At 61.8% G+C, this 26,705-nt stretch carries 18 protein-coding genes; 3 read left to right on the top strand and 15 right to left on the bottom strand.

Annotation, left to right across the window (positions count from 1 at the left end; all coding sequences use genetic code 11):
* Positions 1–5: 5 nt before the first annotated feature.
* From N3C12_08215 to N3C12_08235, 5 genes are all read right to left on the bottom strand, one after another.
* On the bottom strand, positions 6–488 hold the full coding sequence (locus tag N3C12_08215) for an SUF system Fe-S cluster assembly regulator (GenBank protein MCX8072420.1): 483 nt from the start codon (positions 486–488) through the stop codon (positions 6–8).
* Positions 489–561: 73 nt separating this feature from the next.
* A complete protein-coding gene (locus N3C12_08220) occupies positions 562–2,355 on the bottom strand; it encodes a glycosyltransferase family 39 protein (GenBank protein ID MCX8072421.1) in 1,794 nt (597 codons plus the stop codon).
* 136 nt (positions 2,356–2,491) lie between these two features.
* The gene (locus N3C12_08225) at positions 2,492–5,254 is read right to left on the bottom strand and encodes an HAD-IC family P-type ATPase (protein MCX8072422.1); all 2,763 of its coding nucleotides are present in this window, start codon (positions 5,252–5,254) and stop codon (positions 2,492–2,494) included.
* Positions 5,255–5,276: 22 nt separating this feature from the next.
* Entirely contained in the window at positions 5,277–5,657 is a 381-nt protein-coding gene (locus N3C12_08230) for a GNAT family N-acetyltransferase (GenBank protein MCX8072423.1), read from the bottom strand.
* Positions 5,658–6,536: 879 nt separating this feature from the next.
* On the bottom strand, positions 6,537–7,805 hold the full coding sequence (locus N3C12_08235; GenBank protein MCX8072424.1) for a HAMP domain-containing histidine kinase: 1,269 nt from the start codon (positions 7,803–7,805) through the stop codon (positions 6,537–6,539).
* Positions 7,806–8,210: 405 nt separating this feature from the next.
* Between N3C12_08235 and N3C12_08240 the strand changes: the two genes are divergently transcribed.
* Positions 8,211–9,002, top strand: coding sequence for an SDR family oxidoreductase (locus N3C12_08240; GenBank protein MCX8072425.1), 792 nt, complete (start codon positions 8,211–8,213; stop codon positions 9,000–9,002).
* A gap of 134 nt (positions 9,003–9,136) precedes the next feature.
* On the opposite strand, the gene bcp is transcribed toward N3C12_08240, so the two are convergent.
* The 3 genes from bcp to N3C12_08255 are packed head-to-tail and all read right to left on the bottom strand — an operon-like array spanning position 9,137 to position 12,117.
* Complete coding sequence (gene bcp / locus N3C12_08245) at positions 9,137–9,616, bottom strand: thioredoxin-dependent thiol peroxidase (GenBank protein ID MCX8072426.1); 480 nt, start codon at positions 9,614–9,616, stop codon at positions 9,137–9,139.
* 48 nt (positions 9,617–9,664) lie between these two features.
* A complete protein-coding gene (locus N3C12_08250; protein MCX8072427.1) occupies positions 9,665–10,870 on the bottom strand; it encodes a DUF1343 domain-containing protein in 1,206 nt (401 codons plus the stop codon).
* A gap of 59 nt (positions 10,871–10,929) precedes the next feature.
* Positions 10,930–12,117: a hypothetical protein gene (locus N3C12_08255; protein MCX8072428.1), complete on the bottom strand. Its 1,188-nt coding sequence runs from the start codon at positions 12,115–12,117 to the stop codon at positions 10,930–10,932.
* Between the two features lie 208 nt (positions 12,118–12,325).
* Here N3C12_08255 and N3C12_08260 point away from each other — a divergent pair, with 208 nt between their 5' ends.
* Positions 12,326–13,822: a glucan biosynthesis protein gene (locus N3C12_08260; protein ID MCX8072429.1), complete on the top strand. Its 1,497-nt coding sequence runs from the start codon at positions 12,326–12,328 to the stop codon at positions 13,820–13,822.
* Positions 13,819–16,416, top strand: a complete 2,598-nt coding sequence (mdoH, locus tag N3C12_08265) for a glucans biosynthesis glucosyltransferase MdoH (GenBank protein ID MCX8072430.1) — start codon at positions 13,819–13,821, stop codon at positions 16,414–16,416. The genes N3C12_08260 and mdoH overlap by 4 nt, the downstream gene beginning before the upstream one ends.
* Positions 16,417–16,444: 28 nt before the next feature.
* Here mdoH and N3C12_08270 read toward each other — a convergent pair whose 3' ends face one another.
* The 7 genes from N3C12_08270 to N3C12_08300 form a co-directional block, all read right to left on the bottom strand.
* Positions 16,445–17,188 carry an acetoacetate decarboxylase family protein gene (locus N3C12_08270; protein ID MCX8072431.1) on the bottom strand — a complete coding sequence of 248 codons (744 nt, stop codon included), beginning with the start codon at positions 17,186–17,188 and terminating at the stop codon, positions 16,445–16,447.
* A 102-nt stretch (positions 17,189–17,290) separates the two neighbouring features.
* Positions 17,291–18,979: a M10 family metallopeptidase domain-containing protein gene (locus N3C12_08275; GenBank protein MCX8072432.1), complete on the bottom strand. Its 1,689-nt coding sequence runs from the start codon at positions 18,977–18,979 to the stop codon at positions 17,291–17,293.
* 519 nt (positions 18,980–19,498) lie between these two features.
* A complete protein-coding gene (locus N3C12_08280) occupies positions 19,499–22,315 on the bottom strand; it encodes a PQQ-binding-like beta-propeller repeat protein (GenBank protein ID MCX8072433.1) in 2,817 nt (938 codons plus the stop codon).
* 507 nt (positions 22,316–22,822) lie between these two features.
* Positions 22,823–23,719 carry a hypothetical protein gene (locus N3C12_08285; protein MCX8072434.1) on the bottom strand — a complete coding sequence of 299 codons (897 nt, stop codon included), beginning with the start codon at positions 23,717–23,719 and terminating at the stop codon, positions 22,823–22,825.
* Position 23,720: 1 nt separating this feature from the next.
* The gene (locus N3C12_08290; GenBank protein ID MCX8072435.1) at positions 23,721–24,116 is read right to left on the bottom strand and encodes a hypothetical protein; all 396 of its coding nucleotides are present in this window, start codon (positions 24,114–24,116) and stop codon (positions 23,721–23,723) included.
* Positions 24,117–25,188: 1,072 nt separating this feature from the next.
* A complete protein-coding gene (locus N3C12_08295) occupies positions 25,189–26,058 on the bottom strand; it encodes an LLM class F420-dependent oxidoreductase (GenBank protein MCX8072436.1) in 870 nt (289 codons plus the stop codon).
* Between the two features lie 19 nt (positions 26,059–26,077).
* A complete protein-coding gene (locus N3C12_08300; protein ID MCX8072437.1) occupies positions 26,078–26,686 on the bottom strand; it encodes a glutathione S-transferase family protein in 609 nt (202 codons plus the stop codon).
* Between the last annotated feature and the right edge of the window lie 19 nt (positions 26,687–26,705).

The raw sequence follows: 26,705 nt of genomic DNA on the forward strand, positions 1-26,705 counted from the left end.
AATATTCAGGCGCGACACGGTGCGGTAGAGGGTACTTCCGGAACCTGGTTCGGACCGCTCCCGCTTGTCGGAGGAACGGCCGCCCCACCCACCAAGTCCGCTAACGTTACATTTTGAAGCGCCGTTACAAAGGCGCGATTGATGTATTGCCAGTGCCCTTGCACCGGGCAGAGCAGTTGATGTCGACACTCCCGACCCGGCCCTTCGTGGGTACACACCGTGAGCCCCAGTGGGCCTTCCAGCCGGCCAATGACTTCTGCCAGGTGCAGGTCTTCCGGTTTGCTGGTGAGCTGGTAACCGCCGTGTACTCCTCGCTGCGACCGCAAAAGTCCTTTGCGGGTTAGCATCCGCAGAAGCTTGGACACGGTTGGCAGCGGCAAGTGCGTGCTTGCACTTAGCTCCCCGGCGCGGTGCAGGCGCTGCGGCTCGGCACCCATCCGCACTAAAAGGACAATTGCATAATCTGTAAGTCTGCTGATTCGAACCACAGCGGTTCCTCGAGTCGGCGAATGAAGACCTAAGTGGTCTACTTTCTAGCGTGTTGCCGAACGCACGCAAGCCTTAATCGATAGCCCCCTGCCCCTGTGCGGGCCCGTCACACGCGGCTGGCGAGCTCCAGCCGCTTCCTGCTTTCTGTGCCGCTGCCGCGTTGGCGAGTAAAATCTTGTTGCGTTCGCCTGTCCACAACTGGAAAAGCGGCGCTTGTGTCGCGCACAACACGTCTCTTGCGTGGCTCCGCTTCGTGAGCAGCGCAGCGGGGTGGTCGCTGGCGAGGAGTCTGGCTGCCGCGGCGATGTCCTCTAGGGTGACAATTTGCCGCTGCGAGTAGAACAACAGGGAGTGGTACCCGGCGCGATAGCTGTAGAGTTCGGCGATCTCCGGCAGAGCTGCCAAGGCTTGCGCCGCATCACGGAGGCTATAGCGCGACTGCAAGTGGGGAGCGGCAAAAAGGCTAAAGACCAGTTCGCTGGCTACACAGGCGAGGGTCACGAAGGTGACGGAAAAGCGAGTGGAAGGTTTGGGCTGGAGCCACCACCCGACCACCGATAGCAGGGCCGCACTCCCGCTGACCATGAGCACTGCCTCGGCAAGTTCGGCCTCACCAAAGAGACGCAAAAGCAGCCAGCCCATCAGAGCTACCGCCAGAGCCACCCCGGCCAGGACATAGTGGACACCCTTCGCCCAAGTTGATGCCCATGCCGGAGAATCCGCCGAGTGGAGGAGAGTGGCTAGACCAGCGGCTGTCAGTATGGCGAGCGGCGGAAATGCCGGCAAAACATAGGTGGGCAGTTTGCTGCTCGAAGCGCTGAAGAAGAGCACGACAACCAGTGCCCAACTGGCGCAAAATAGGTACACACGGTCTTTCTCGCGAATCTTTTGGAGCACTGGCGATAGCGCCAGTGGCCACCATAAGGACCACGGCAAAAAAATCGCCGGCAAAGTGTAAAGATAGTAGAACGGATTGCGTGGATGCCCCGGTGCACCAGAGACAAATCGCTCCACGTTGTGGAGCCAAAGAAAATCCCTGACATAATCCGGCGCGTTCATGGCGGCGAGGGCGTACCAACTGCCCCCGACCATGAGGGCAACGGCAAGACCGGGGACTGGGCGAAGCTTGCGTAACCACCCCCAGCCCCGCGTGGCGACACTAAAGGTCAGCATGGAGCCTGCGAGCAGGACAAGCGCAGCCGGTCCCTTCAGCAACACGGCTACGCCAACGCACGCCCAAGGGAGCCACCAGAAGCGGGCGCTACGCGATAGAGCAAGCCAACCGACGGCCAGGTGGCTCGCCGTGACCCACCAGGTAAAGCTCATGTCAACGAGCACGACCCGCCCAGCCACAAAGAAGCCGCCAGCGGTCCCTAGAATGATGGCCGACAAGAGTCCGACCATTGGTCCTAAAAGCGCGGTAGCCCACCCTGTGGTTGCAGTTACAGCAAGGATGGCGGCGGTCGCTGAAGGCAGGCGGGCACCAAATTCCGGGTCGTGAGGGAAGGCCCGAAGGCCAGCACCCACTAGCCAGTAAAACGGCATCGGCTTGTGATGGTATGGCTCGTAGTTCAGCGTTGGCGTAATCCAATTGCCGGTTTCGAGCGCTTCGCGCGCTATTTCAGCGTGGCGCCCTTCATCCGGATCGAACAAAGCGGAACGCCCCAGGCCGAGCAGGTAAAGCGCCGCAACGAGAAGCAGGATCAGAGCGCTAGGCAGGAGTTTCCACAGGAATGCCTCACGTTGCAGCGCTTGCGACCATGACGACAGCTCCGCCGATTGCCCGAGACTGTTTGCCGAGGTGGCAGCCTCGCGGCAATGCGCCTCTTCTGAGAGGTTGGATGGAGTAGGTGATCGCAATGACATGCTTTGATCCCCTCGAGGGTACGAGAGGGGCAGCTTTTACCGAACTGGCCCTGCTTCTGCACGTCCGGGGAAGAATCTTGTCAGTCGAGCGGAGTCCAGACCCACCACGATGCGCAGCCGCACCACAGCAAGGCAATCAGCGCGCAAAACGTCGGCGCAGTCCTTTTTCGAATTCCACCACAACGGCGGCGAGCAAGCCGATTGCCGTGGCCCGCATCCATGCGTCCAAGGAGATCGGCGCGGAATGAAAAAAGTACTGCATGTGGGGCACGTAAGTGAAAGCAAGTTGCAACAGGATCATGGCTAAGGCGCCGACGTTGGCCCAGACGTTGGAGAACAGCCCATAGGAAAACGGAGAATCCCTCAGTGACCGGCAATTGAAGAGGTAAAAGAGCTCGACAAGAACGAACACATTGACCGCCGCCGTCCGCGCCTGAGCGACGGTTGCGCCTGCATAGGTTTGTTCCCACAAAAACACGCCGAATGCACCGGCGAGCATGAGAACCGAGACCACCACCATGCGAAACAGCAACAGCGGGGTCACGATGGGCGCGTCCGGATCGCGTGGCGGCCGGTTCATGATATCCCTCTCCTTCGGCTCGAAGGCGAGCATCATGCCTAGGCAGATGGCGGTGGCCATGTTGATCCACAAAACCTGCACGGGCAGGATCGGGAGCACGGTGCCAAGCGCAAGAGCGGCAAGCAAGACTAGACCTTCGCCTAGGTTGGTGGGCAAAGTCCACACGATGAACTTGGTTAGATTGTCGAAAATCGCGCGACCTTCCTCGACTGCGGCAACGATGGAGCGGAAATTGTCGTCGGTCAGAACCATGGCCGCCGCCTCTTTGGCGACCTCCGTGCCGCTGCCCATCGCCACGCCAATGTCTGCTTGCTTCAACGCGGGAGCGTCGTTCACTCCGTCGCCCGTCACGGCCACGATATGGCGCCGCGCCTGCAAGGCGCGAACGAGTTGGAGCTTCTGCTCTGGGGTCACTCGTGCGAACACGTGCGCCCGGTCCACCAGCTCTGGTAGGCGCGCCTCGCCGCATTGTGCGAGCTCGGCGCCGGTAACCACGACGGGTTCCGTGCCATTCGGCCCGGACAATTGCAAACGACGGGCAATGGCCGCAGCGGTTGCCGCGTGATCGCCGGTGACCATTTTCACCGCAATGCCGGCTTGGTGACAGGAGCGAACAGCGCTAGCGGCTTCCACCCGCGGTGGGTCGAACATTCCTTGCAAGCCGACGAAGACCAGGCGGCCGACGTGCGCCGCCGGCTCTAAGGAGCGAAGCGGCTCGAACCAGATGCGCCGCGCAAAGGCGAGCACGCGTAATCCCTCGGCAGCAAGCCGCTCGACCGCTTGGAGCACGCGTTCTCGGTCGAGCGGGAGTTCGTTCCCGTCTGGATCCAGCATGGTTGCCGATAACTCGAGAATTTTCTCGACGGCCCCTTTCACGTACAGGATCGTTCCTCCTGTCGGAGCGCGATGGAGCGTGGCCATGAACTGGCGCTCTGACTCGAAGGGGAGGGTGCCGAGTCGTACGAAAGCTTGCGCCAATCCATCGGTGTCGAACCCTGCCTTGCGGGCGGCGACGATCAGCGCCCCTTCCGTGGGATCGCCAACCACAGACCAATGCCCTCCTCGCTCCTCCACTCGGCTGTCGTTGCACAACACGCCGGCACGGAGGCACTCAATCAGAGCATTAGAGAAGGAAGGCGGCGGTACGCCAACCTCGCCGACAATGAAGCCTTCCGGTTTGTAGCCCGTGCCAGTAAGCTCGAACAGCTCGCCGCCGGCCCAAATGCGAGTCACTGTCATTTGGTTCTCGGTCAGCGTGCCGGTCTTGTCGGAGCAAATCACGGTGGTGCTCCCGAGCGCTTCCACTGCAGGCATGCGGCGAATGACGGCATTGCGGCGGGCCATGCGGCTGACTCCGAGTGCCAGCGTAATGGTCATGGCCGCGGGCAGCCCCTCTGGTATCGCCGCGACCGCCAACGCAACCGCGGCGAGAAAGACGTCGCTCGCTGGCTGTCCGCGCGAAAGACCGACGGCAAAGGTCACCGCGGCAAGGGCGAGGATGGCGACGGTGAGCACTCGGCTGAACCCGCGGATGCGGCGGATCAATGGCGTGTCGATCCCTTCGGTTGCCGCGACAAGCTGATGAATCCGCCCGAGCTCGGTGGCTCCACCGGTAGCGACCACGATCCCGGTGCCCGTGCCCGCAGCCACTAGCGTGCCGCAAAAAGCCATGTTGCCTCGATCTGCGAGTGGTGTTTCCGCATCCAGCACTGCGGCGTGTTTCAGCACCGGCATCGACTCCCCGGTGAGCAACGACTCGTCGATGCGCAGCTCATGAGTAGAAATGAGCCGCAGGTCGGCAGGAACCTTGTCGCCAGGTGCTAACACCACCAAGTCGCCCGGTACCAAGAGCTCTGCCGGAAGCTTGCGCTTGCGACCGTCGCGCACGACTGCAGCATTATTTTGTAGGTATTGCTGGAGTGCCTCGAGCGCGCGCTCAGCGCGGGTCTCCTGAACGAATCCCACAATTGCGTTCACCAGTACCACCCCAAAGATCACACTGGCATCGGTGAACTCCCCGAGAACAAGCGTGATTGTGCCCGCAACGAGCAACACGTAAATCAGCGGATTGTGCAACTGTAGGAGAAAGCGTTGCCATGGCTCGAGTTTGCGCGGCGGGGGCAGGACGTTGCGCCCAAAGCGCTTGAGCCGTTGCTCAGCCTCTTCCTCGCTGAGGCCACGGTGCACGTCGGTGTCGAGCAGAATCAAAAGCTCGGCAATCGAAACTGCGTGTATGTGCTGCTGCTGCGGCTCGGGGCCCGCCTGTCCGTTGGTCCTTGCGGGCGAGGGCGAGGCGTTTGCGAGTTCAGACGCTGTCATCGTGCACTCCCAGCCTTCGTTGCTAGAGGTACCGGAGGGCATGTCCCACCGGCGCCAAGAACGCGTAGGTATGGCGCGCCGCTCGCGCCCATGGCGCGAGCGCGCGCCAGGAGTACGTGTAAGGCACTTCCTTGGGCCCGAAGGTACGTTTGAAACGCGCCACCCCAGCAATGCCTGCACCGACCATATCGTAGATGCGGATCCCGTGCTCGGCCGCCCACTGAATAACCTCCCAGTGCAAGAGGTTGTTGGGCCGCAGCGCCTGGACTTCTACGGCGCTCGCACCATCCAGGTAGTAGATCGTGTGCTGGTCGAAGGGGAAGATGCCCCCGGCGAGGAGCTTCCCCTGGTGTCGCGCAACGAAAACTTTGGCAAGCTTCCCGCTCCGCAACACGGGAGTCACGACCGGTTAATTCCAGACTAAGCGGCGGCCGGGGGGCATGCTCTGCCAACACTTCCCGGGCCATCTTGAAGTAGGTTTCGGCAAGCTCGCCCAAATCCGCTTCCTCCACTGTAACTCCGCTGTTTTGTGCCCTACGAATCGCACGGCGACAAGCGGATTCGAGCGATTGCGTCCACAAGGCGTCCGGCCCGCTGCTGAGACCTACGAGAAACGTGCTGCGTGCCTCGAACAAAAACCCGCGCTGCTGCGGCTCTTCCACGGGCGGCGGTCCTTGGACACGAAATTCTGCATAAGCATCACCTTGGCGTTTGGCTTCCCTGGCGGCGGCGTCCAAAACTGCGGCCACGAGTTCGGGAGCCACCACCGGACCGAGGTAAGGCGCTGCCGCCTGCGGGGGGAGGAGAAGCCGTGAGTTGCACCGGGCCGCAGCAAGAGAAAAGTAGAGGCATCAGCACGAACCGTGCGGCCGGCATCGCGAACCTCATATAGGCGCAACTCGCTTTGACTAAAGCGAGTTGCGAGCGCCATCCGACCCCACCGATCAAACACCGTGGCGCTACGAAGTTCAGAGAAAACTTCCTCCCACTGCGATTCAATCGTGCAGCGCACCGGTGTGAGAGCAGGCATGTTGGACGCTCTTAACGAGAAGCAAAAACTCCGGCCAGGGCGCACCCGGCATGGCTGAGGCCGTTGTGTGAGGGTAGGTGGCGACGATGTCTTCGGGAGCACCCAGATCCGCAAGCGCTGAGGCACGAGGGGCGCGGAGCGGATGTGGCCTGTGGACCGCCCACCAATCGCTGCGTGCTTAGAGGCGGTCGCGTGGGCGCCGTGGCCGGCGCCTTGTCGGCTCGTGCAACCGTGGCCAGGGCGCTCCCCAAATCACGTTGCCGCAGGCGGAGGTAGTCGTGCGGGGAATGTAATTGAGAAACGGCTGCCGCGCCCGAGAACGGAGTGCACCGTTGCTTCTCCGCCATGTGCTTGCGCCACACGTTGCACGACGAACAAACCCAGTCCGGAGCGTTTGTCCATCGCTTGCGGCAGTTCCCCGCTGAAGAACGGCTCGAAGATGTGTGCAATCAGCTCTGGTCGAATGCCATCCCCGTTATCTTCCACCCACCAGGTGACCACGAGACCGTCTTGCCGGCAGCCGATTTCGATTTTCCCTCCGCGACCCACATGCCGCAGCGCGTTGCCGACGAGGTTGTTCAGGGCGCGCTGCAGGAGCCGCTCGTCAGCAAAGCACGAGGCGGGAGCTCCGGAGATGTCGGTTGCGATCGTAACTCCGATGTCTGCGGCTGTTCCCTCGTACCAGTTCTTCACCCGGTCGACGAGACGCGCGGGAGAGAAGACTTCCGCGCGGACGACCAGCGGCCGTACGTCCGCACTGGTGGCGTCGATCATGTTGGATAGCAGGTCCTCTGTTTCCGCCGCGATGAACGCCACCCGGCGCGCACGCTCGGCGCTGGCTGCATCGCCCTCCTCGGCGATCATCTGGGCATAGCCGGAGATGGCAAAGAGGGCATTTTTCAGATCGTGCGAGAGTGTGCGTACGGCTTCACCTCGAGCTTCCTGCGCGAACTTTTGCGATTTCGCAATGAGATTGACCACATACGCGACGAGCCAACCGTGAACGGCGAGATACACACTGACCATGAGCGCGGTGGCCGCTTGCCGATCCGGAGGCCTTCGGTAGGCGACGTGGTGGGGAACCCAATCGAAGTATTCCGCCGCAATCATCGCGCAATAGAGAACAATGGCCGCTCCAGTCAGTGCCACTCCGGCCTGCTCGGAGACGAGCAACCCGCCCAATAAAATGACGACGCCGTATAAAATCGGACCGCTCGTTTGATCGGCCCCGCCGCCAAAGTGGATCGCGATCGTAAGCGCCACCAGGTCGCAAAGCAGGGCGAAAAATACCCAAGGTTTGCTTGGATCTTCTCGCCGCAGCGCGATCAGCAGCGCTGGGATCATGGCAATGGCCACCACCTGGCTAATTTCCCACGCTAGCGTGCTCGGCGAAACGTAAAGGCGGAGAACCCAGATGAAACCCACAATTGCCGCGAGACACGCTGACTTGACGCGGAAAACCGTGCGCACTTGCGGCAAAAGATTGAATTCCCCGCCAGGCATCGACCCGAACGGCGACATCGTTTCCCGACCGCAGGAGGTTTTGCAAGCAAAAAGACATTTGTGGGATTGCTCCACACGCCCGCACATGCCGGTTGGCCGGCTGCGGACTCACCGGAAGCACGCCACGAGGGATCTAACGGATCCGGCAGTGGCGTGTTCCATGCAGCGCCCGCCGGCACGGGCCGCGAGACCGTCCTCGAAGGATGGCAGGGTGGCGCACGACTTTGCCAACCAGGTGGAGTTTTTGTCCCGCCTATGTCGCCGGGGCGCATGAGAGCAGCACAAGGGGCAGGAGCCGGGTTACTCGCTGCAAGGTCACCAAATGCGGTAGCTGACGGCAGGAACCTGGACTGCTGGCACGACGGCGGAACGAACGGTACACCGTGACGGGTACTTTTGGGATCGTCGACTCAGGAGGGAACGATGAAGCGGTTCGAAGGTCGCGTGGCGTTCATTTCCGGCGGAGGGAGTGGCATCGGCCTCGCGTGTGCACGTGCGGTGGTAGATGGCGGCGGCAAAGTGATGTTGGCTGGCAGGCGTGAGGATGTTCTTCGCCGGGCGGCGGAAAGTCTCGGCGAGGCGGCGCGTTGGGTGCGCTGCGACGTGACGAATCTGGAGGAAGTGGAGCAAGCGATAGCGAGCACGGAACGAGAACTCGGGCCGCTTTCTTTGGCCGTGAACTCTGCGGGCTCAGCGACCATTGGCTCTGTGCTCAATGCCCGGCCGGAGGAATTTTTCGATACGCTCAACACCAACCTCCTCGGAGTGTACCGCTGCATGCGCTATCAAGCGCGAGCGATGAAAGCCAACGGGGGCGGCAGCATCGTGAACATCAGCTCGATTGCCAGTGTGCTGACCCACCGCGGCATGACCGCGTATTGCGTGTCCAAGGCTGGCTTGAACATGCTGACACGCTGCGCTGCCGACGACCTGGGCGAATACAACATCCGCGTCAATGCTGTAGTGCCGAGCTTGGTCGATACCGAGCTTGCAGCCCCGTTGGTTCAGCTTGCCGAAGCCCGCGAAGACTACTTGCGCTGTATGCCCATCGCCCGCATCGGCAAGCCGGAAGACGTTGCTCATTTGGTGGCGTTTCTGCTGAGCGACGAAGCAAGTTGGATCACGGGGCAGTGCATTCCGGTAGACGGCGGCCACACATTGCGCCGCGGCCCGAACTTGGTCGACTTCTTCCGCCCGCTGCTCCCCCCGGAATGACGACGTGCTCGAAGATGCGCCGCTGGCCGTGGACGTTTGTGGATATACCCAAGGCCAGCCTTGGGCGGACTCTGCTCGCTGCCAGGGAGAAACGTAACCGAGCAGCGGAGCAAGTGCGGGTGCCGGCTGCTGAGTTACGATTGTGTTCGCGCCGCTTTGATCGCGGCCAATACCTGCTCCGGATGCTTTTCGGCGTTGGCGACTTTGGCCCAATGTTTCTTCACCTTCCCGTCTGGACCAATCCAAACGGTAGAGCGAATCACGCCCACGGTTTTCTTGCCGTACATGGTCTTCTCCCCGTAGGCACCGTATTTCTTCATCACTTTGTGGTCCGGGTCGCTGAGCAAGGGGAACGGTAGCTTGTACTTGGCGATGAATTTCTGGTGCGACTCTGCATCGTCGGCCGACACGCCAACAACGACGACCCCGAGCTTTTGCAACTCCTTCCACGCATCACGAAAGCCGCATGCCTCCTTGGTGCACCCAGGGGTGTCGTCCTTCGGATAAAAGTACAAAATAAGGTCTGTGCCCGCGAAATCCTTGAGGGAAACCCTTTTGCCTTGCGCATCGGTGAGCTCGAAATCGGGCGCTGCTTTGCCCTCCGCAATCGCCATGCGTTGTCCTCCTTTTCTTCCCCGTTGCTGCCAAACTTTCCTGCCGAATCAAGGGTACAACAGAAACTCGCGTCGCTCCTCAAGCCAACTCGCTTCTTCTGCTTGCGCGAGAGCGTCTAGATCGCCGGGTTCTGCGTTCGTGTCCTCCACCCAAGTTCGGAGCTCCTCGCCGCCGTTGATGAGATCGATGGCGAGACGCTCGAACTCGTACTCATAAGGGAAATGCCGCCACAACGGCTGGTCAGGATGTACCCGGCGGACGGCCTTGAGGAACAACGCGACGAGGCGCCACGGGCGGAACTGCGTCGGGTCGTACACCGCAGGTTCGACGTGGATTTGGATTCCTGCGCAAAGCTTGCCCGCGTGTTTATGAAAGGTGGGTTCGAACCAGCACGATCGTAGGCGGCAGCCAGTGAGCCAAGTTGGTGCGAGTGCGAGCATTTCCGCGAGCACTTTTGCAGTATCGAGTCCAGGAGCACCCACGAGCTCGAGCGGGCGGGTGGTGCCACGGCCTTCGGAGAAGTGTGTGCCTTCGAGCATAACGGTTCCAGGGTAACAGCGGGCCATCCACAGGTTGGGGGCATTCGGACTCGGGTTCACCCAGCAGCGTTCCTCGAGCGGCCAGCCGTACCCGGGAGAGGCATACGGTTGCCAGCCCTGCAGTGGCACAATCTCGTAAGCCACATCGAGACGCCCGCGTACGCAGAAATAGCGCCCGAGTTCGCCCAACGTGAGGCCATGACGGAGAGGAAAATCGCCCGCAGCAACAAAACTCTCCCATCCCGGCCGCCGTCTGAGTCCCTCGACCCAGCGCCCGATCGGGTTGGGCCGGTCGAGTACCCAGACCTCCGTGCCCCTGTGCGCCGCCTCTTCAAGTAGGTAGCGGAAGGTGGTGATAAATGTGTATACGCGGCAACCAAGGTCCTGCAGATCGACGAGCACGACGTCACAATGCTCGAGCATTTGCCTCGTGGGGCGGCGGTGCTGGCCATAGAGGCTGAATACCGGAATGCCGTGCAGCGGATCGGTGAAATCTTCCGACTCCACCATGTTGTCTTGCTTCTCACCGCGCAGCCCATGCTGCGGGCCGAAGGCCGCGGTGAGTTTGGCCCCAGGAATTTGTGCCACGGCATCCAGTGTGTGCACCAGTTCGTGCGTTACTGAAGCTGGATGCGCGAGCACCCCCACGCGCCGCCCGTGGAGACGACGCTGCCAGTCGGAGCTAGCGAGCAGGTGGTCGATGCCGAACTTCATGCGCGTGCCAGATTGTCCCGCCGGCAGTGCGACAAGATGGTGGATTCATCTCCAACCCCTTAGCGTTGCCATTGCAGCAACCAGTCGAGCACCGCTTCGGCGCGGGCGCGGCTGTTGATTTGGCAGTGGATGGCTTCGCCAGTTTCCCAGACGAATTGCCGGTTGCTCGGCTGCCGCTGCGCAAGCGCCTGCGCCAAGGCTCGGGTGATGCCTGCTGTAACCAAAGGGTCGCGAGTCGAGTAAGCTAAATAAATCGGTGTGTCGATGCCACGCGCGAGCAGTTGCGTTCCCAGGCTTTGCGCGGCTGCATTTTCCCACGTTCCGTAATGGGCGAGATAAAACGCGTCGAGAACATCCGTGTAGCCGGGGATGCCTTGCAATAAACCGAACAGGCCCGGCGGATCTTCTTTGAATCCGAGAAGGTAGTCTGCAGGGCTGTCCACAGCCGCTGCGGCTACCCCATGTGGATTGGCAAGCAAGAGCTGGGCGGTGCGCTGGCCGCCGCCGCTGCAGCCGAAGGAGTACTCTCGACTCCCGTCGTGTGGAAAGCGCTGCCGGTACCAGTCCCACACGAAATCGTCCATGCTGCGCCCATATCGCGGGGCCTTGATGTAGTAATCAATGACCTCCCCGCGGTGATGACCGCCATCGCCCCAGCAGTTTCCTGGCACCACGATGCCCCACCCTCGCTCCAAGGCAGCGGCCGCAATGGGGCCGCTCGACTCACCGCGCAACCCGCGCACCGCACCGCCGCGACTTAAAATCTCGATAAAGCCGACAAAGCTGGGTAGGTCTTGCAAGAGTTGCAGCGCGGTCCGCGGAGCGGCGTGGACAAACAAAGAGGCGAGTGCCTCGATAAAGTCCAAGCCGTTGCCGTGAAACAGCATGAGCACTGGTGCACCAGGGTTTTGCGGCGGCACAGCCAAGAACACAGCGGGCGGGCCGGGCGACTCGGTGGCTTCGGGAATGTGCAAGTAGTCAGTGGTGTCCGTGCGCACACAAGGGAAGGCCGGCACTTCATAGATTTCGGCGGTGAACTCGCGACCAGCCGAAAGCGCAAAATTGTCGACTTCGCCGCCAGCGCGGGCAATGCGCCAGGTCCAAATGCGACGTGCTTGTGGGCCCGAGGATGCAGGAGAAGCGCTCTCCCCATCATCGCCGCAGCCGGCGACCAAAACGCAAAGAGCCGCAAACAGTGCTACGGAGCGCGGCCACTCGCGCCAACCTTTCCTCGCTCTCTTTGCCATGGGTGGGGCGCTTTTTCCCATCATTGTCGGCGTTCGACAAGGTGGGGAGGCAGGAAGGCGCATGCTCAGCCCGTCTGTGCCGTGGGCCAGTGGGCGAACGGAAAATTGCTTGCCGGACTGGTCAGACGCCGCCCGTCTGCATAGAAATGAGCAATTCGAAGGTTCGGACATGTGGGAGCGATGCTGGGCGCGAGCGGGGTGCGTTGTTGTGCCGGCCTGCAGCAGCCTCTTGCTGCTGGCGGTGGCCTTGGCAGGCACTGCGCGGGCGCACTTTCATTTTGAATCGGTGGCAGAACGCGCGCAGAAGCTGGCCGGGCAGGCCTACCAACCGCAAGAAACGGTTCCGGAATGGCTCACGCGCATCAGTTACGACCAGTGGCGTGACATCCGCTTCCGCCGCGATCGAGCGCTCTGGCACGATGCGGGATTGCCCTTTCAGATCCAATTTTTTCACCCCGGCTATTACTATCGGCAAACGGTGGCCATTCACGTGGTTGATGAAGCGGGTGTGCACACCGTTGCCTTCTCCCCGAGCGACTTTGACTATGGGCGGAACGATTTCGCCAGCCGCGTGCCCCACAACCTCGGGTTTGCTGGTTTTCGCGTCCACGCGCCCATTAAACGGAAGGACTACTACGATGAGGTCATTGTATTTCTCGGGGCAAGCTACTTCCGCGCCGTAGGCCGCGAGCAAGTGTTCGGTCTCTCGGCGCGTGGCCTGGCCATCGATACGGGGTTGCCGAGTGGTGAGGAATTTCCGTCGTTTCGCGAGTTCTGGCTAGTGCGTCCTCAGCCGTGGTCGACTGAGCTCATCGTGTACGCCATCCTCGATAGCCCAAGCGCCACCGGGGCTTACCGCTTTGTTGTACGCCCGGGCGAGCAAACCCGCGTCGATGTGGAAGCGCGTTTGTACTTTCGCCGTGAAGTCCAGCAGTTAGGGATCGCGCCCCTGACCAGTATGTTCTTCCACGGCGAGAACAGTCCGCGCCCGGTTGAGGACTTTCGCCCCGAGGTGCACGATTCCGACGGCTTGCTGCTGCACTTCCGTAATGGGGAATGGCTTTGGCGGCCGCTGATGAATCCACGCTCCTTGCTGATCAGCAGCTTCCGCATGCAGAGCCCACGAGGGTTCGGGTTGTTGCAGCGAGATCGCAACTTCGACCATTATCAGGACCTCGAGACGCGGCGCGATTTGCGCCCGAGCGCGTGGGTGGAGCCGCTGGATGACTGGGGCGCCGGACGGGTCATGCTGGTGGAGATTCCCACCAAGTCGGACACCAACGACAACATCGTCGCCTTTTGGGTCCCAGAAGCCAAGGTCAAGCCCGATACGCCCTTCAAGGCGCGCTATCGCTTGTATTGGTACGGGGAGGATCCCAACCGCCCACCTGGCGGTAGAGTGGTGGCTACGCGTCGAGACCGCGGCAATCGCGAGGATGTGTATCGTCTGGTTGTGGACTTCGCGGGTGGTGAACTCGAGTCGATCCCGGCACAGACGGTCTTACATGGGGCAGTGACAATTGCCTCCGGTGCCGAGTCCGCCGAGCTGCTTGACCAGCAGGTGGTAAAGAACGAGGTTACCGGAGGCTGGCGTCTGGCCTTCCAAATCCGCCCGCGGCGTAGCGAACCAATCGAATTGCGCGCGTATCTGGTGTTGGGAGAGCGGGTGTTGACCGAAACTTGGTCGTATCTCTTGGTGCCATGAGCGAGCCAGCGAAGATAGGACGCGGGCTTGTGCCGCAAGTGCTGGCGGTTCCGCCCGAACGACTGTACCAGGATTGGGCGGCTGCGCGTGCACGCGCTGTACGGTACGCGCAGGCTCTCGGTGTTCCCCGTGAAGAAGTGGAGCTGCTGGCCGAGCGCGCCGTGCAACGGGCCATTGAGCGTCCGCATTGGCCGGAAGGAAGCCATGCGATTGCGGAAACCCTGCGTGCGCTACGCGAACTGGCTGCAGAAAGGAATCGGGTTGCGGCTGATTGTCTTCCCGCCTTGCCGGAACAGCTCCGTTGGTGCCTCTGTCGGTGGTTGCAAGCCGCGGGCCTCAAGGAAGTGCCGCTGCGCAACGGTTTCCCCACCTCGCATCAGGTGCTGCGGCGTCGTCACATGCGGCCTGAGGTGGTGGAGCGTCGCGTGTGGCGGCGACTGTGGAAGCGGTTGCGTGGGGTGCGCGATGAGAACGTGCTGCGCGGGCGCGAATTGCGCCGGCGCCGCTCTGCCCTGCCGTGGATTCGCGCAGCGCGGATCCGCCGGGTCTTCTTGGCAACACTCGTCTTGTTGCCGACGATCGTCGCCAGCGGCTTCATGCAAACGGTGCTCCCCTATCAAGGGCGCACGTGGCTCGAGTTTTTCATTGTGCTGTTTTTCGGCGCCCTCTTTGGCTGGATTTCCATCGGATTTTGGACGGCGGTGTTCGGCTTCTTCACGCTGCTCTTGGGCGACCGTTACGCCATCACCCGCCTGCCACCCGTGGACTCGCGCTCATTTCGACCGCGCGGGCGCACGGCCATCGTCATGCCGATTTGCGAGGAACCCGTGGAGCGTGTGTTTGCCGGCCTGCGTGCCATTTACGATTCGCTGGCACGCACCGGCGCTCTGGAACACTTTGATTTCTTCGTGCTGAGCGATAGCGCGGATCCAGGCACTTGGGTGAGGGAGGAGGAGGCCTGGCTTCGCTGGTGCCAAGAAGTGGATGGCTTTGGCCGCATTTTTTACAGGCGCCGCCGCGTACGCCTGAAACGGAAGAGCGGTAATGTCGCGGATTTTTGCCGCCGCTGGGGGGCGCATTACGAGTACATGGTGATGCTCGACGCCGACAGCATCATGAGCGGCGACACCATTGTGCGCCTTGTGAAGCTAATGGACGCAAACCCCAACGCCGGCATGATTCAAACCGCGCCCCGAGCCGTGAATCGGCGCTCTCTGCTTGCCAGAGTGCAGCAGTTCAGCAGCCGGCTTTACGGACCCATGTTTGCCGCCGGGCTACACTTTTGGCAGTTGGGAGACGGCCAGTACTGGGGGCACAACACCATCATCCGCGTGGAGCCATTTACCCGCCACTGTGGCCTCCCCCGACTGCCGGGGAAGCCGCCTTTGGGCGGCGAGATTATGAGCCACGACTTTGTCGAGGCCGCGTTGCTGGGCCGCGCTGGCTGGCAAATTTGGCTCGCTTACGATCTCGAAGGAACTTACGAGGAAGTGCCTTCGACCCTGCTCGAAGAAATGAATCGCGACCGGCGCTGGTGCCAAGGGAATCTGCAGCACTTGCGCTTGTTATTTACCGAGGGGCTGTTCGGCGCCCATCGGGTGCTGTTCCTCAATGGCGTGCTGTCCTATGTGTCGGCCTTGCTGTGGTTCGCCTTCTTGAGCCTGAGTACGATCGAGGCGGTGTCGCACGTGCTCTGGGAGCCGGAGTACTTCCCCCACGGGCCCGCGCTCTTCCCCGAGTGGCCGATTTGGCGGCCAGAGTGGGCGATCGCCCTGATGGCAGTGACGCTCGCGATCTTGTTCCTCCCCAAACTTCTTAGCGTGTTCTTAGTGACGGTCGTGTGGCAACGAGCGAAGGAGTTCGGTGGCACGCTGCGGTTGCTCGTGAGCGTGTTGCTAGAGATTTTGTTGTCGAGCTTGTTTGCCCCGATCCGCATGGTCTTTCACAGCCGCTTTGTGGTGCAAAATCTCCTCGGCCGCACCGTGCAGTGGAAGTCGCAAGGGCGGGAGGATGCGGAAACCACCTGGGGCGACGCACTTCGGCACCATGCTTGGGATAGCCTGTGGGCGAGCGGATGGGGTTTGGGGCTGTATTGGTTGAATCCAGGGTACTTTTGGTGGTTGACTCCGATCATCGTGGCGCTGATTTTATCGGTGCCGCTGTCCGTGTGGGTGAGCCGCGTAAGTTGGGGTGAGCGCACGCGGCGCTTAGGGCTGTTCCTGATTCCGGAAGAAGTGTCTCCACCTGTGGAGCTGGTGATTTTGGAGCAATACTGGCAACGGCTGCAGCGCGAGGCCGCAGCGCTACCGAAGGGAGAACACGATGGCTTTGTGCGCGCTGTGGTGGACCCGTGGATGAATGCCTGGCATCGTGCGTTGCTGGGTGTGCCGCGGCGCCTCGCTCCCGAGGTGCGTGCCCGACGGCAACAGTGGCTGGAGCAGCTTGTGGCTGGTGGGCCCCGCGCTTTGTCCGCACGCGAGCGCCGTTACCTGTTTTACGACCCCGAACTCGTCGAGGGGTTACACGAGCGGATTTGGTCGCTGGAAGACGAACTGCGATTGCGGGACTGGGGCCGGCCGGCTGGCGTGGATTGATCGGCCCGAGCCGAAAACGAGCAAACGCTCAAAGCTGCGGCAACCGTTTGGGCGGGCCGAACGCGCCGAAAAAGTGTTCCGCCCAGGTTGCGAACAGCGGCGTGCTCGGCAGCCCCAGCGTACGCAGCTCGGTGGCCAACTGGTGGCTTCCGAGTTCCAACTCCACTCCTGCCCCAGCAGGGAACATCCGCGCACCGCGCATTCCTGACGAGAACTCCACCACGCACAGGTCCGGGTGGTACGTGAAGGTGTTCATCACGCTTTCGTCCTCGGGCATTTCCATCCCTCCGGTGCGCGGCAATGTCAGTCCGACGGCAAACTCGCCATCGAGGAACAAGCGGCAACAAACCTGGTCTGCAGTGTAGTCGAGGTCGATCCGTTCGACGGTTTTCGGGAACCCCCAGATTTGCCGGCCCGCTGCGCAGGTAAACTCGCCATCGACGGGCAGGCGGTAAATGAACGTCCCTGGCTGCACCGCCGAGTGTACGCGCGGACGAACGAAAAACACAACCATCACCTCGCGGTACGGGCCCAAGTCGTTGTCCGTGTAGTCGACGAAGCCGAGCACGAGTTGCGATTGCCCGCGCTCGTGCTCCAAGGGCTCCAAGGCGGGTCCGATGAACGAGCGTGCCGCCTCTGCTGGAACCGAATACACCACGTTGGCCGCCTTGGCCGCACGAACACGGCACGGCATGACAACCGTTTGCCCGAGAACCTCATAGCGTTGCGCAGTCGGTTCGGATCCCTGTGTTGGGGAGAAGACTTCCATCATGGCCGCCTCCTACACCACGAACGCGCGGGCCATTGCAAGCGGGCAGCGGTAGCTCGAGGTTCGATCTGGCCGCACGAGTTTTTCTGCCCGCGTAGCACGCGGCTATGGGTAGCGAAGAGACCGCGCGCCGGGGCGGAGCTGCAATGCGGTGGTCACACTGGCCTCACCGAGAGTGACGGACACGGTTAAGGAACCACTCGCACTGGGTTGAATGGCATCGGTTCGTGCCAGGACCGAAAATTCGAACGTATGCTCGTCTCGTTGCACCAGGTCGATAGCCACCACTCCTTGTGCCGTGCGCGAGCGCCAGCGGAAGCGGTTGTTTCTTGTGTTGCGCAGCCATTCGTCGGGGTTGATGCCGGCCGATAGCAGCAGTTGAGCCCCGTTCCGCACAGAAAAGAAAAAGGCGTCGTGGAGAATTTGCCAGGCTGGATCGTGGGTACGAAAGGTGCCTTGAAGGAGCAGGCGGTGCCGCGCGGGTTCGTCGCTCTTGTCAAGCACCAAGGCAGCTCGTTCAAAGGTCAAGCTGGCGCCGGTGGCTTCTGGGTAGAGGCTACACACGGCGGCTCGATCGTCTTCGCGCAGGGCCGCGCCGCGGTAGTCGAAGTGAGCGCGGAAGTACATCGTGGCATCGGCCAGGAGTCGGTCGCGCTCACCCGGATCGTCGGAAGAGTGGGCGAGCCCGATTGCATGGCCGATCTCGTGCGTCAGCACCTCGGCAAGGCCAGGAATGTTCCAGAAGGGGCATGCCGCAAATCCGTTGGCGATCACCACATCACCCTCGGAGATTGGGAAGAATGGGCTTCCAGCGAAGGAACGTGGTTCCCCGGGAACTCCACAAATCCCGCCCACACCGAGCACCCCGATGCAATCCACCGGGTCGGTAATGTCGTCGAACGGATCATTGAATAGAATTTGACTCTTGCCATCGCACCTCGCAAAGGGTGCTGGTTCCACCTGCTCCTCGACTGCAAAGCGCAGCGCGCTGCAAGCGGGCTCGCTCCACGCTTCCAGGGCGTCTTTTGCTGCCTGAATAGAGTTGTGCGGCCCGACGGCGAGGTCGCCTGTCGCATCGATGCGAAAAGTAACGGGTGTGCCTGCGTCGGCTTCGAACCAACGAGCGGCAGCGGGTCCGGAGAACGTAAAACGAGGCCGGCGCACAGTCCCTTGCATGGCGCGGCCAACGAGCGCCGTGAGGCGCCGCGGCTGCTTGCGCTCTGCTGTGCGCAAGCGCTCGAGAAGCAAGTCGAGCCGATAGCCGCGGCTCGACGAGCGTTCGATGCGGCGTTTCTGCAGATTCCAAGCGACGCCGTCCGCGAGGTTTTGCACGGCGTACTCCTGTCCGGTCCGGCTGCGCACGATGCGGAACTTCCCCATCCCGAGGTACAACGTGCGGAAATAACCAGAGCGGGTGCGGCCAACGAACACTAACACTCGCTCCCCGGTGTAATAGGTAGGTGCCCCAAAGACCCAGCGCTGCTGTACGGACGTTTCACCCCCGGCTTCGGCGAGCACGATCCGCTTGCCCAGGTAAGCTCCGATCGCACCCTCGACAGCAATGGTCACGTTGGTAAAGGTGCCGATCTCGTTCGTCACCGACTCGATTCCTTCGACCCTCCCCACCACCACGGCATCGGCGGCTGCAAACAGCTCTTCCGGCTCCCCGAGCACAAACGTGGTTGCCCGCGTGCCCCTAGGGGTGATGCTCGCCCCGAGCGTTGCGATGACGATGAGCGAGCGGAGCGCTCTTAAGGCGCGGCAAGCAGTGGGAGCAGTTCCGAGGATGCACACAAGAATACAACTCCGAGCTGCCTGGGCAGCAAAGTTCGCACCACGCTACCGGGAGTTCGTTGTCGTGAATTCGGCAAGTACGGTGCGATCAGCCAGGTTGCTGCTGCGACCCAAAAGCAACAGTCGTGTCAAATTTTGTAACGCGCAAATGCTGTGCGCTGTTGGCGTCGGGGACCGGTGGAGGAACACGGCACACGCCAGGCGTCGGTCAAACACCCGAAGGCAGCCAGAGTTGTGAGCGCGGGCAGTTGCCCGCGTCGTCGACAGGGAGTTTGTGGTGTGAGACTGCGTTGGGAAAGCGGTAGAGCGACGAGCAGCGGGGGCAGGCTAACGTCCGGTGCGGGAGCGTTTAGAGGAGACGTTGTCAGGTTGCTCGACTGTGAGTTGCCACCCGGAACCACCCTGGCTCGCGCGGGTTCGGGCACTCCTCGTTGCATGAACCCTACGCCCCGCATCGACTGCAGTGCTTGCGGTGATGCACGTTCCGCCAAGTGCGCGGCCAGTGCCGCATGCCGCAAGTCAGCGCGGCATGGCCGATTCGACCTGAGTAAGGATCAAGGGGGTAACAAGCTCGATCTGCGCGGGCGAGCGGGCATAGATGACCGGGTCCCCTTGATACCACTCGATTTGGCCAGTGACGCGGATGCGGTCGCCTTTGTGGTAGAGTTTCTCGGGGCTTCCGCCGAAGGCGCCCCAATCTGGCTTGCGAATGCGTACGAGGAACGCGCCACGGTGGGGTCTTTGGAAGCCTAAGTACACTGCTTTGCCATTGTTAAACACTTCCTGCACCACGCCCTCGATGGTTGCCACACGCCCGGCAAGCTCACGAGCCGCTGTGTGGGGAAAGACGCCGTGGCTCACCAAAGCCACTCGCGGTGGTCGAGACTCTTCTTCGCTTAACCCAGGCTGCAAGCGAGCGGTGGGGCTTCCGTGCTCGAGCGCAACCAAGGCACCGTCGGTGCTCAAGAAGTACACGGTGTTGTTGCTGATGACCCAGGCGGCATATTCGCTCCAATATTGGTCGTACACCGGTCCCTCGTCGTAGTAGATGTAGAAACCGGGTGGGAAACTGCGGGGGTCGCCGTCCTGCACCAGACCAGACGCACAGTAATGGCTCGCGCTAAAGCCGCAGTTGCTCGCTGAGGTGACGATGTGGGGTAGATTCGCCACCGTGATCGGCTGTGTGGCGCTTTGCCCGCGGCTGGCGCCGCGGTCGAGGATCTCGTGGGCGATGCCGACCATCCAGTGCGCACCGAAGACCTGGTTGCCAGCGGCAGCGAGGTAGGCTTGCTCGTCAGTGGGGAAGAAGGTGTTTTCCATGAAGCGCACGTCGCCCGCAACAAATCCGGGTATGCTCGTGTCGTCGAGCACGAGCTCGCCAAAGCGCGAGTCTGCCCGACCATCGCATGGCGACACAAAACAAGGGCTTCCACGCATAACTACGTACGCAAGTTCTTGCCCACCCGCTGTGGCGATGACCGGCATCGGCCCCATGGGCATGTAGTCACCATCCCCAAAGCCTCCGTGGCCCACGTTGGGCACAAAGGCGGTACTCCCGTCATCTAGGTCGAGCGCAAGCAAAGCTTGTTGATTCGGTTGAGCGGAGAGGTTCGCACGCATCGCCGCGTTGGTGCTCGGCCAGGGCGACCAGGTCCACATCGTGTTCCAATCGAGGCGGAGCTTGATGAATACGATCCCGTGCTGCTCGGCAATGACCGGCCAGCCATAGGAGACCTCTGCGTAATTGCTGTTGGCGCCGGGATCGCCAGGTAGCCGCGGCGTCGCCTTGGTGCGCCAGGCTTGCGTCCCGTCGCTATTGCGGATGCCATGCACATAAAGATCGCGCGAGGCCACGACGACGAGGTCGCGACTGGGAGAGTACGCGGGCGGCGTGTCGACCGGCGAACCGGCATCGTAATTCCAAGCCACGCTCAGGGAATGCTTGTCGATGGCAAAAACGCGGTTGCCCATCGACACGAAAACTCGAGCTCCGGCAATTGCCGGAGGCAAGGGCAGGGAACTCGCTGATCCGGTGGAATAGCTGCCCAGGACGCTACCGGTGGCCGCGTCGAGCTTGTAAAGGACTCCGTTGGCGGAGAGTGCGAACAGAGCTCCGGAGTCGGGGTCATAGGCCGGAGTGGAGTTGATGGCGGCCGGAGGATCGAAATTCCAGATCTCTGTACCAGACGCTTCGTTGAGGGCGAACACGCCACGGGTACCAGCAGCAATGTACACGCGTCCGCCACCAGTAACCGGCTGGCTATTGCGGGGCAGACCGAACTTACCGCTGCGCACTTGGCCGGAGCTGTTGGGTCCATTCCACGCCCACTTCCAACGCCACGGGGTGGGCACGGCGTCGGGCTGGAAGCTTGTGCGTTGCGCGTTGGCTGCGTGCTGTGTCCATTCATTAGTGCTGCCCGGGCCAGGAGGCGTCGGGTAGATCGGCGGAACGTCGGTGGCGAACTCCGGCCCAGCCGGAGCGCTCCCGCCAAACGAGCACATGCCCACACTGCGCCCGCGTGGCGCGGAGTCGGCGATTGCACCGGTGCAAGGACCGGCGGGTCCTTCGTCGAAATGGTACAGCGCAGCCGTGCGCCGGTCGCTCAGAAACGGAGCGGTTGGACGAGCAAAGTTCGTCGTGTAGCGAACGATCTTGGAGATGCGGACTTCGTCGAGGAATCCGGAATATGAGGGATAACTCGGGCCGGCATCGTGCTTTTCCGCTCCCAAGACCAAATAAGGGTCCGAGTTGGGATACGAGGTCGGACGTCGGTTGCGATAAGAGACGTTTCCCCGCGGGCCCACGCCGGATGCGTCAAGAACCCCATCCACGAAGATTGCCATCACTCCGGTGCTGGCATTGCGCGTCACCGCAACGTGGTGCCACTCCCCATCGGCCACAGCGGTCGTCCCACAGATGGTTTGCGCCTCGCTGCGCTTGGCCACACCGAAGGCAATCTTTCCATTGGCGAGGGACACCCCGAAATCCCCACGGTCCCCGTCGCCGAAGACGTCTCGGTCCACGATGACGTTGCCGACAATCCAGTTGACGCCGCCGGGTACACAGTCAGGGCTCGTGTTCTCGCTCAACTGCGCTTTCATCCAAAATTCGATGGTGAAAGAGCGACCGACGTCGGCCGGCACCGCGGGAGCATCGATCTTGATTTTCACGCGATCAATGTCACCGGTACCATGCCCGTAAAAGCGGAGTGAATAGCCCTGCGCTTGCGCACCCCCGCACCAAAGGGCTGAGCACCACACCGCTAGGCAGACAAGCCGGATGAACGTCCTAAGTGGTGGAACAACGCGCGTTGCGAGCTCGATTAGCCAATGCATGGCCATTATCGTGTACGTTGGTGCCTCCCCAATCAATGCTTTTTTGCCGCGATCGGAGGGCTTCCAGGGCAGACTTGTCGGTTTGCGAACATGTCGGCAGCGCTGAGCGTGCTCGCCAGGCCCAGCCTGCGTTACGAGTTGACACACGCGCGTGCCACTCACTGCAGGGGGCCTGCTTTGCACCTAAGCCGCAACAACCTGCGCTTTTTGCGCCTTTTCGACAGGCGCCCATCCTCGAAGGCTAAGCGCAGTGTAAAACAAGCCCGGGCACGGCGAAGAGTAGTTTGGGAGGTAGGCGCTCGTTCACGGTGGCAAGAACGCCAGCGAAGTGCGGACCACCAACCCCAGCTCCCCGTTGTCTTGGCCGCCGTGCAGGAAGGAAGCGGTTGCAAAACACGGAATTCCGCATTCACCCCGTTAGTCAGCTCTGCATGGCAGGACCCAGATGGAGCAGTAGCGTCCGCAACAAAGCGCAGCCGCTTGTTCGGCCCAGAGCAGCTTACCCGTTCACAGCGAACAGTGGAGGGTTTGGCGGAAGGAAGTGCACGATGAGGCGGAGCCGACACGATCGATGGCCGACTGCAGGTGCTCAAGGGTGAGGGTGGCCGGACCAGCCAACAGGCCAGTGAAGGCGCGCCGCGTGGCTTGCAAGCGGAAGCGAACCGTGCCGGGTTGACGGGACACGGGGCGCAGCGCGATGCGATACCGTCTGGTAGCGCTCACACAACGAAGGCCGCCGCGGGAGGTAGGGCTGCATTCGCTGGCTGCCCACTCGAGGGTGTCCACCACGTTGCCAACTGCGCTCACGGTTACCCGCAAGCCGGCATTGGCTTCCAGGCCATCGTTGTGCTGCGCAAGATACGTCCCTCGCGCCCGTACAGAGCCATTGTCGGAGGTCATACTGGAGTTAGGGCGCAAGGTGATGTGTTCGAGGTTCAAGGCGGCATCTTGCGGGTCGCAAGTGTCTCCGAGCCCATCGCCATGGAGGTCTGCTTGATCCGGGTTGAAGACGGTGGGGCAGTTGTCTGCGCCGTCAGCGATGCCGTCGCCGTGGCTATCTGAGCTTGCGGGTGTCGGTGTCGAGGTCGGGGTGGCGGTAGGCGTTGCGCAGTTCGCGCTATGGGTGCACAGTCCTTGAGCTAGATTGTAAGAATCGGTGGTGCAGGAAAGCCCGTCGTCGCAGTCGGCATCTTGGGTGCAAAACGGTTTGATGAACTGGCCGAACGCGCAGGGCGCGCTCCCGACGGCAATCGTTTTTTCCACGGTAGCGGTGGGCGCATCGAACACTGACACGGTGCCATCTCCGGCGTTGGCGACACAAACCCTGCGCCCATCAGGATGCGCCGCCACGCCTCGAGGCTGGCTTCCCACCGGCACGGTAGCGATGACCGCATCGGCACTCACGTCAACGATCGAGACCGTGCCGGATCCCGCTGTTGGTTACAAAAAGGCGCGTGGAATCGGGGCTCACGGCAATTCCGTAGGGCTGCGTTCCGACCGCAATCGATTTCTGGTAAGGGTAGGGGTACCGCGTAGGGTCGTACGTGACCACGGTATTGGCCGCCTCGCCAGTGAAATACACTTGCCGGTGCCCGCCGCTCGCACCGCCTGTGACTGTGATGCCAGTCGGCGCGACACCGCGAGTAATCAGGTTCCAGCCGAAGTCCTGAGGGTCGATTTCCGCGTAACCCGGTCCGTTTGCCCCCGAGCCTCCCGGCCCGCCGAGGACAGCCACATACAGCAACCCCTCGTGGTCCACGACAATGCCGAGCGGTTGCGATGCGAGGGTAGCTCGCCGCACCGATAAACGAATGGATCGTAGTCGAATACGCGAACACGGTGTCGGCAACGCGATTGGTGACGTAGAACTGTGAATCGTCCGGAGCCACGGCCACTGCAACGGCGCCGTTGCCCACGTCGGTGCCCGAGAGTGGAGTGGTGACGGTCAGTGTGAGCGGATCGATCACGGATATCGACCGACTCACGGTGTTGACGACATACACTTCATCGCCCGCGCGCTTCACGGCTACACCTATCGGCCCAGCCCCGACACTGAGAGTCGTAACCACGGCGTCCAACGCGGTATCGATGACAGTCACGGTTCCGTCGCCAAAGTTGGTGATGAACGCGAGTGCTCCTGCCCAACACTGCCCCTCGGTTAGGATTAGTGGGAAAAAGGCGATCAGAAAGAAAAAACGGCCCGTTTAAAAGACATCGCTTCCGCCCGGCTGCCGATGGTGCCAGGAGGAAGCAGATGTTGCAACCGAAAAAGTTGACGACACGCATTTGCTGCCGAATGGGCGCCGAACCGTGGCTCGCGCGGTGGTTCTTGCACGCAAAGGCTTCGGTTGCTGGTTGTATCGCGTCGGCCGGACTGCATGAAGAGAAGCCGCGTTGTGGGAGCGCACCCACCAGCGGCCGTGCCCGCCGGGGGCCGGGGCGTCATGCCGGCGGAAGCATCGGTCAACCGCGGCAGCAGCCGAGTCACTGGAGTCGATGTTTCCCGACCTCGCTTTCGCGATTTGCTCGTCAATCACTACCCTTTGCACCAGCGGCTCGAACCCAGGGTTAGTCTTCACAAGAATGTCCGGTGGGGACAACGTTGGTTTTGCTTGACCGTTGCTTGCTGCTTCTCGGTGTGGCTCGAGTGGCGCACCGGGCTCGAACAACGCGCGGTTGTGAAAGACGAGCCATTGTTTCGCACGGAGGCGCGAGACTCAGTCGGTGCGCGAGCATGCGAGGTGAGTAAGCACTGCGAACGATCCAGGCTCCTTCCCACCTTGTCCGCAAGCCGATGCCACCCACGCGGGTGCAAGCGACGCACACGCAACCTCGCTGCCATGCGCGCCGTAATACAATGCCGCTTGCGGCAGTTAGTTTGCGCTGCCGCGCATCACCGTGTCAGCAAAGCGGCGGAGACCGTCTCGAATGCTGTCTGGGTCGAAGCCTGGGGGAGCAATCACGACACGGCTGACTCCGAGTTCTGCGTAACGGGCAACCAGCTCCTGGTCGACCACAAAAGATCCAGTGGTGATTTCGATTTCGTCGGGGTTGCGCCCGATGCGGCTGCATTCGGCACGCATGATGTCCAGCAGGCTCTTGAGTTTCGGTGGGTCGCCGAAGGCGGGAAAGAAACCATCGCCCAAACGCGCCGCGCGCTTGGCTGCGGGAGCCGAGTGGCCACCGATGACAATCGGCACTCCGGGTTGCTGAATGGGTTTGGGATTCGACTCCACCGGGCCCCAACGGAAGAATTTGCCGTCGAAGCTTTGCGGACCGGGTTTCCACAAAGTGCGCACGGCGCGAATGGCTTCGTCCGTGCGGGCACCCCGCTCCTCGAACGGAACGCCGAGCGTGGCAAATTCTTCAGCAAGCCAGCCCGAGCCGATGCCCAGGATCGCGCGTCCCCCCGACAACACGTCGAGTGTCGCCACTTCCTTTGCCACGTAGGCAGGGTGGCGCTGGGGCAAAATCAAAATGCCGCTGCCGAGCCTCACCTTGCGCGTGATGGCGGCGGCAAAAGCCAAGGGTAGGAGCGGGTCAGACAGCGGCGCATCATCGGGGCCGGGCATTTTGCCGTCGGCACTGTAAGGGTAGCGCGACTGATATCCGACCGGCACGACCACATGTTCCACCGTCCAAATGGAATCAAAGCCGCATTCTTCGGCTGTTTGCACCAACGTGGCAAAGGGCTCTGGATAAGCCAGTGGTCCAGCGTTGGTAAATGCCACCCCGAACTTCATGTGTTCGCCTCCGCTCTTCTCATGCTTTTGCGCTTGGGCGTGCGGAGACTTCGTCGTACCAGCGCTTGAGGTTCTTTTGCTCGGGCTGGATGCGGATGTCCGATACCCGGCCGAAGTCGATGCCGCACAGCGCGGTGATGTCGGCAATCGTGAACGTGTCGCCGGCAATGAAGCGGCGATTGGCAAGCTCCCGATCGAGCCATTGCAGACCTTCCACGGCCCACTCCCGATTGACTTCACCCCACTCTGGCACTTGACGGATGCGGCCGGCGAAAAACGGGTGGCAGTTGCGGAACACCATGGTGATCGGAATGAAAATGTGCAGCTCCATGCGCCGCTGCCACATTTCCACAATCGCTCGGTCGCGTGCGTCGCGCCCCATCAAGGGGGGCTCGGGATAGAGCTCCTCGAAGTAGCGGCAAATGGCCACGCTTTCGGCGATGCAGGTGCCGTCGTCGAGCTCCAACACGGGCACGGTGCCGAGTGGGTTCTTCTTGCGGAACTCCGGCGAGCGATTGGCCCCGCCGACGATGTCGACCTGCTCATACGGCACTTCGATGCCCTTTTCCGCCAGGAAAATCCGCACCCGCCGTGGATTCGGTGCTAACTGCGAGTCGTAAATTTTCATAGGTTTGCTCCTTTCTCGT

Source organism: Candidatus Binatia bacterium (assembly GCA_026415395.1).
Lineage (GTDB): Bacteria > Desulfobacterota > Binatia > HRBIN30 > HRBIN30 > HRBIN30.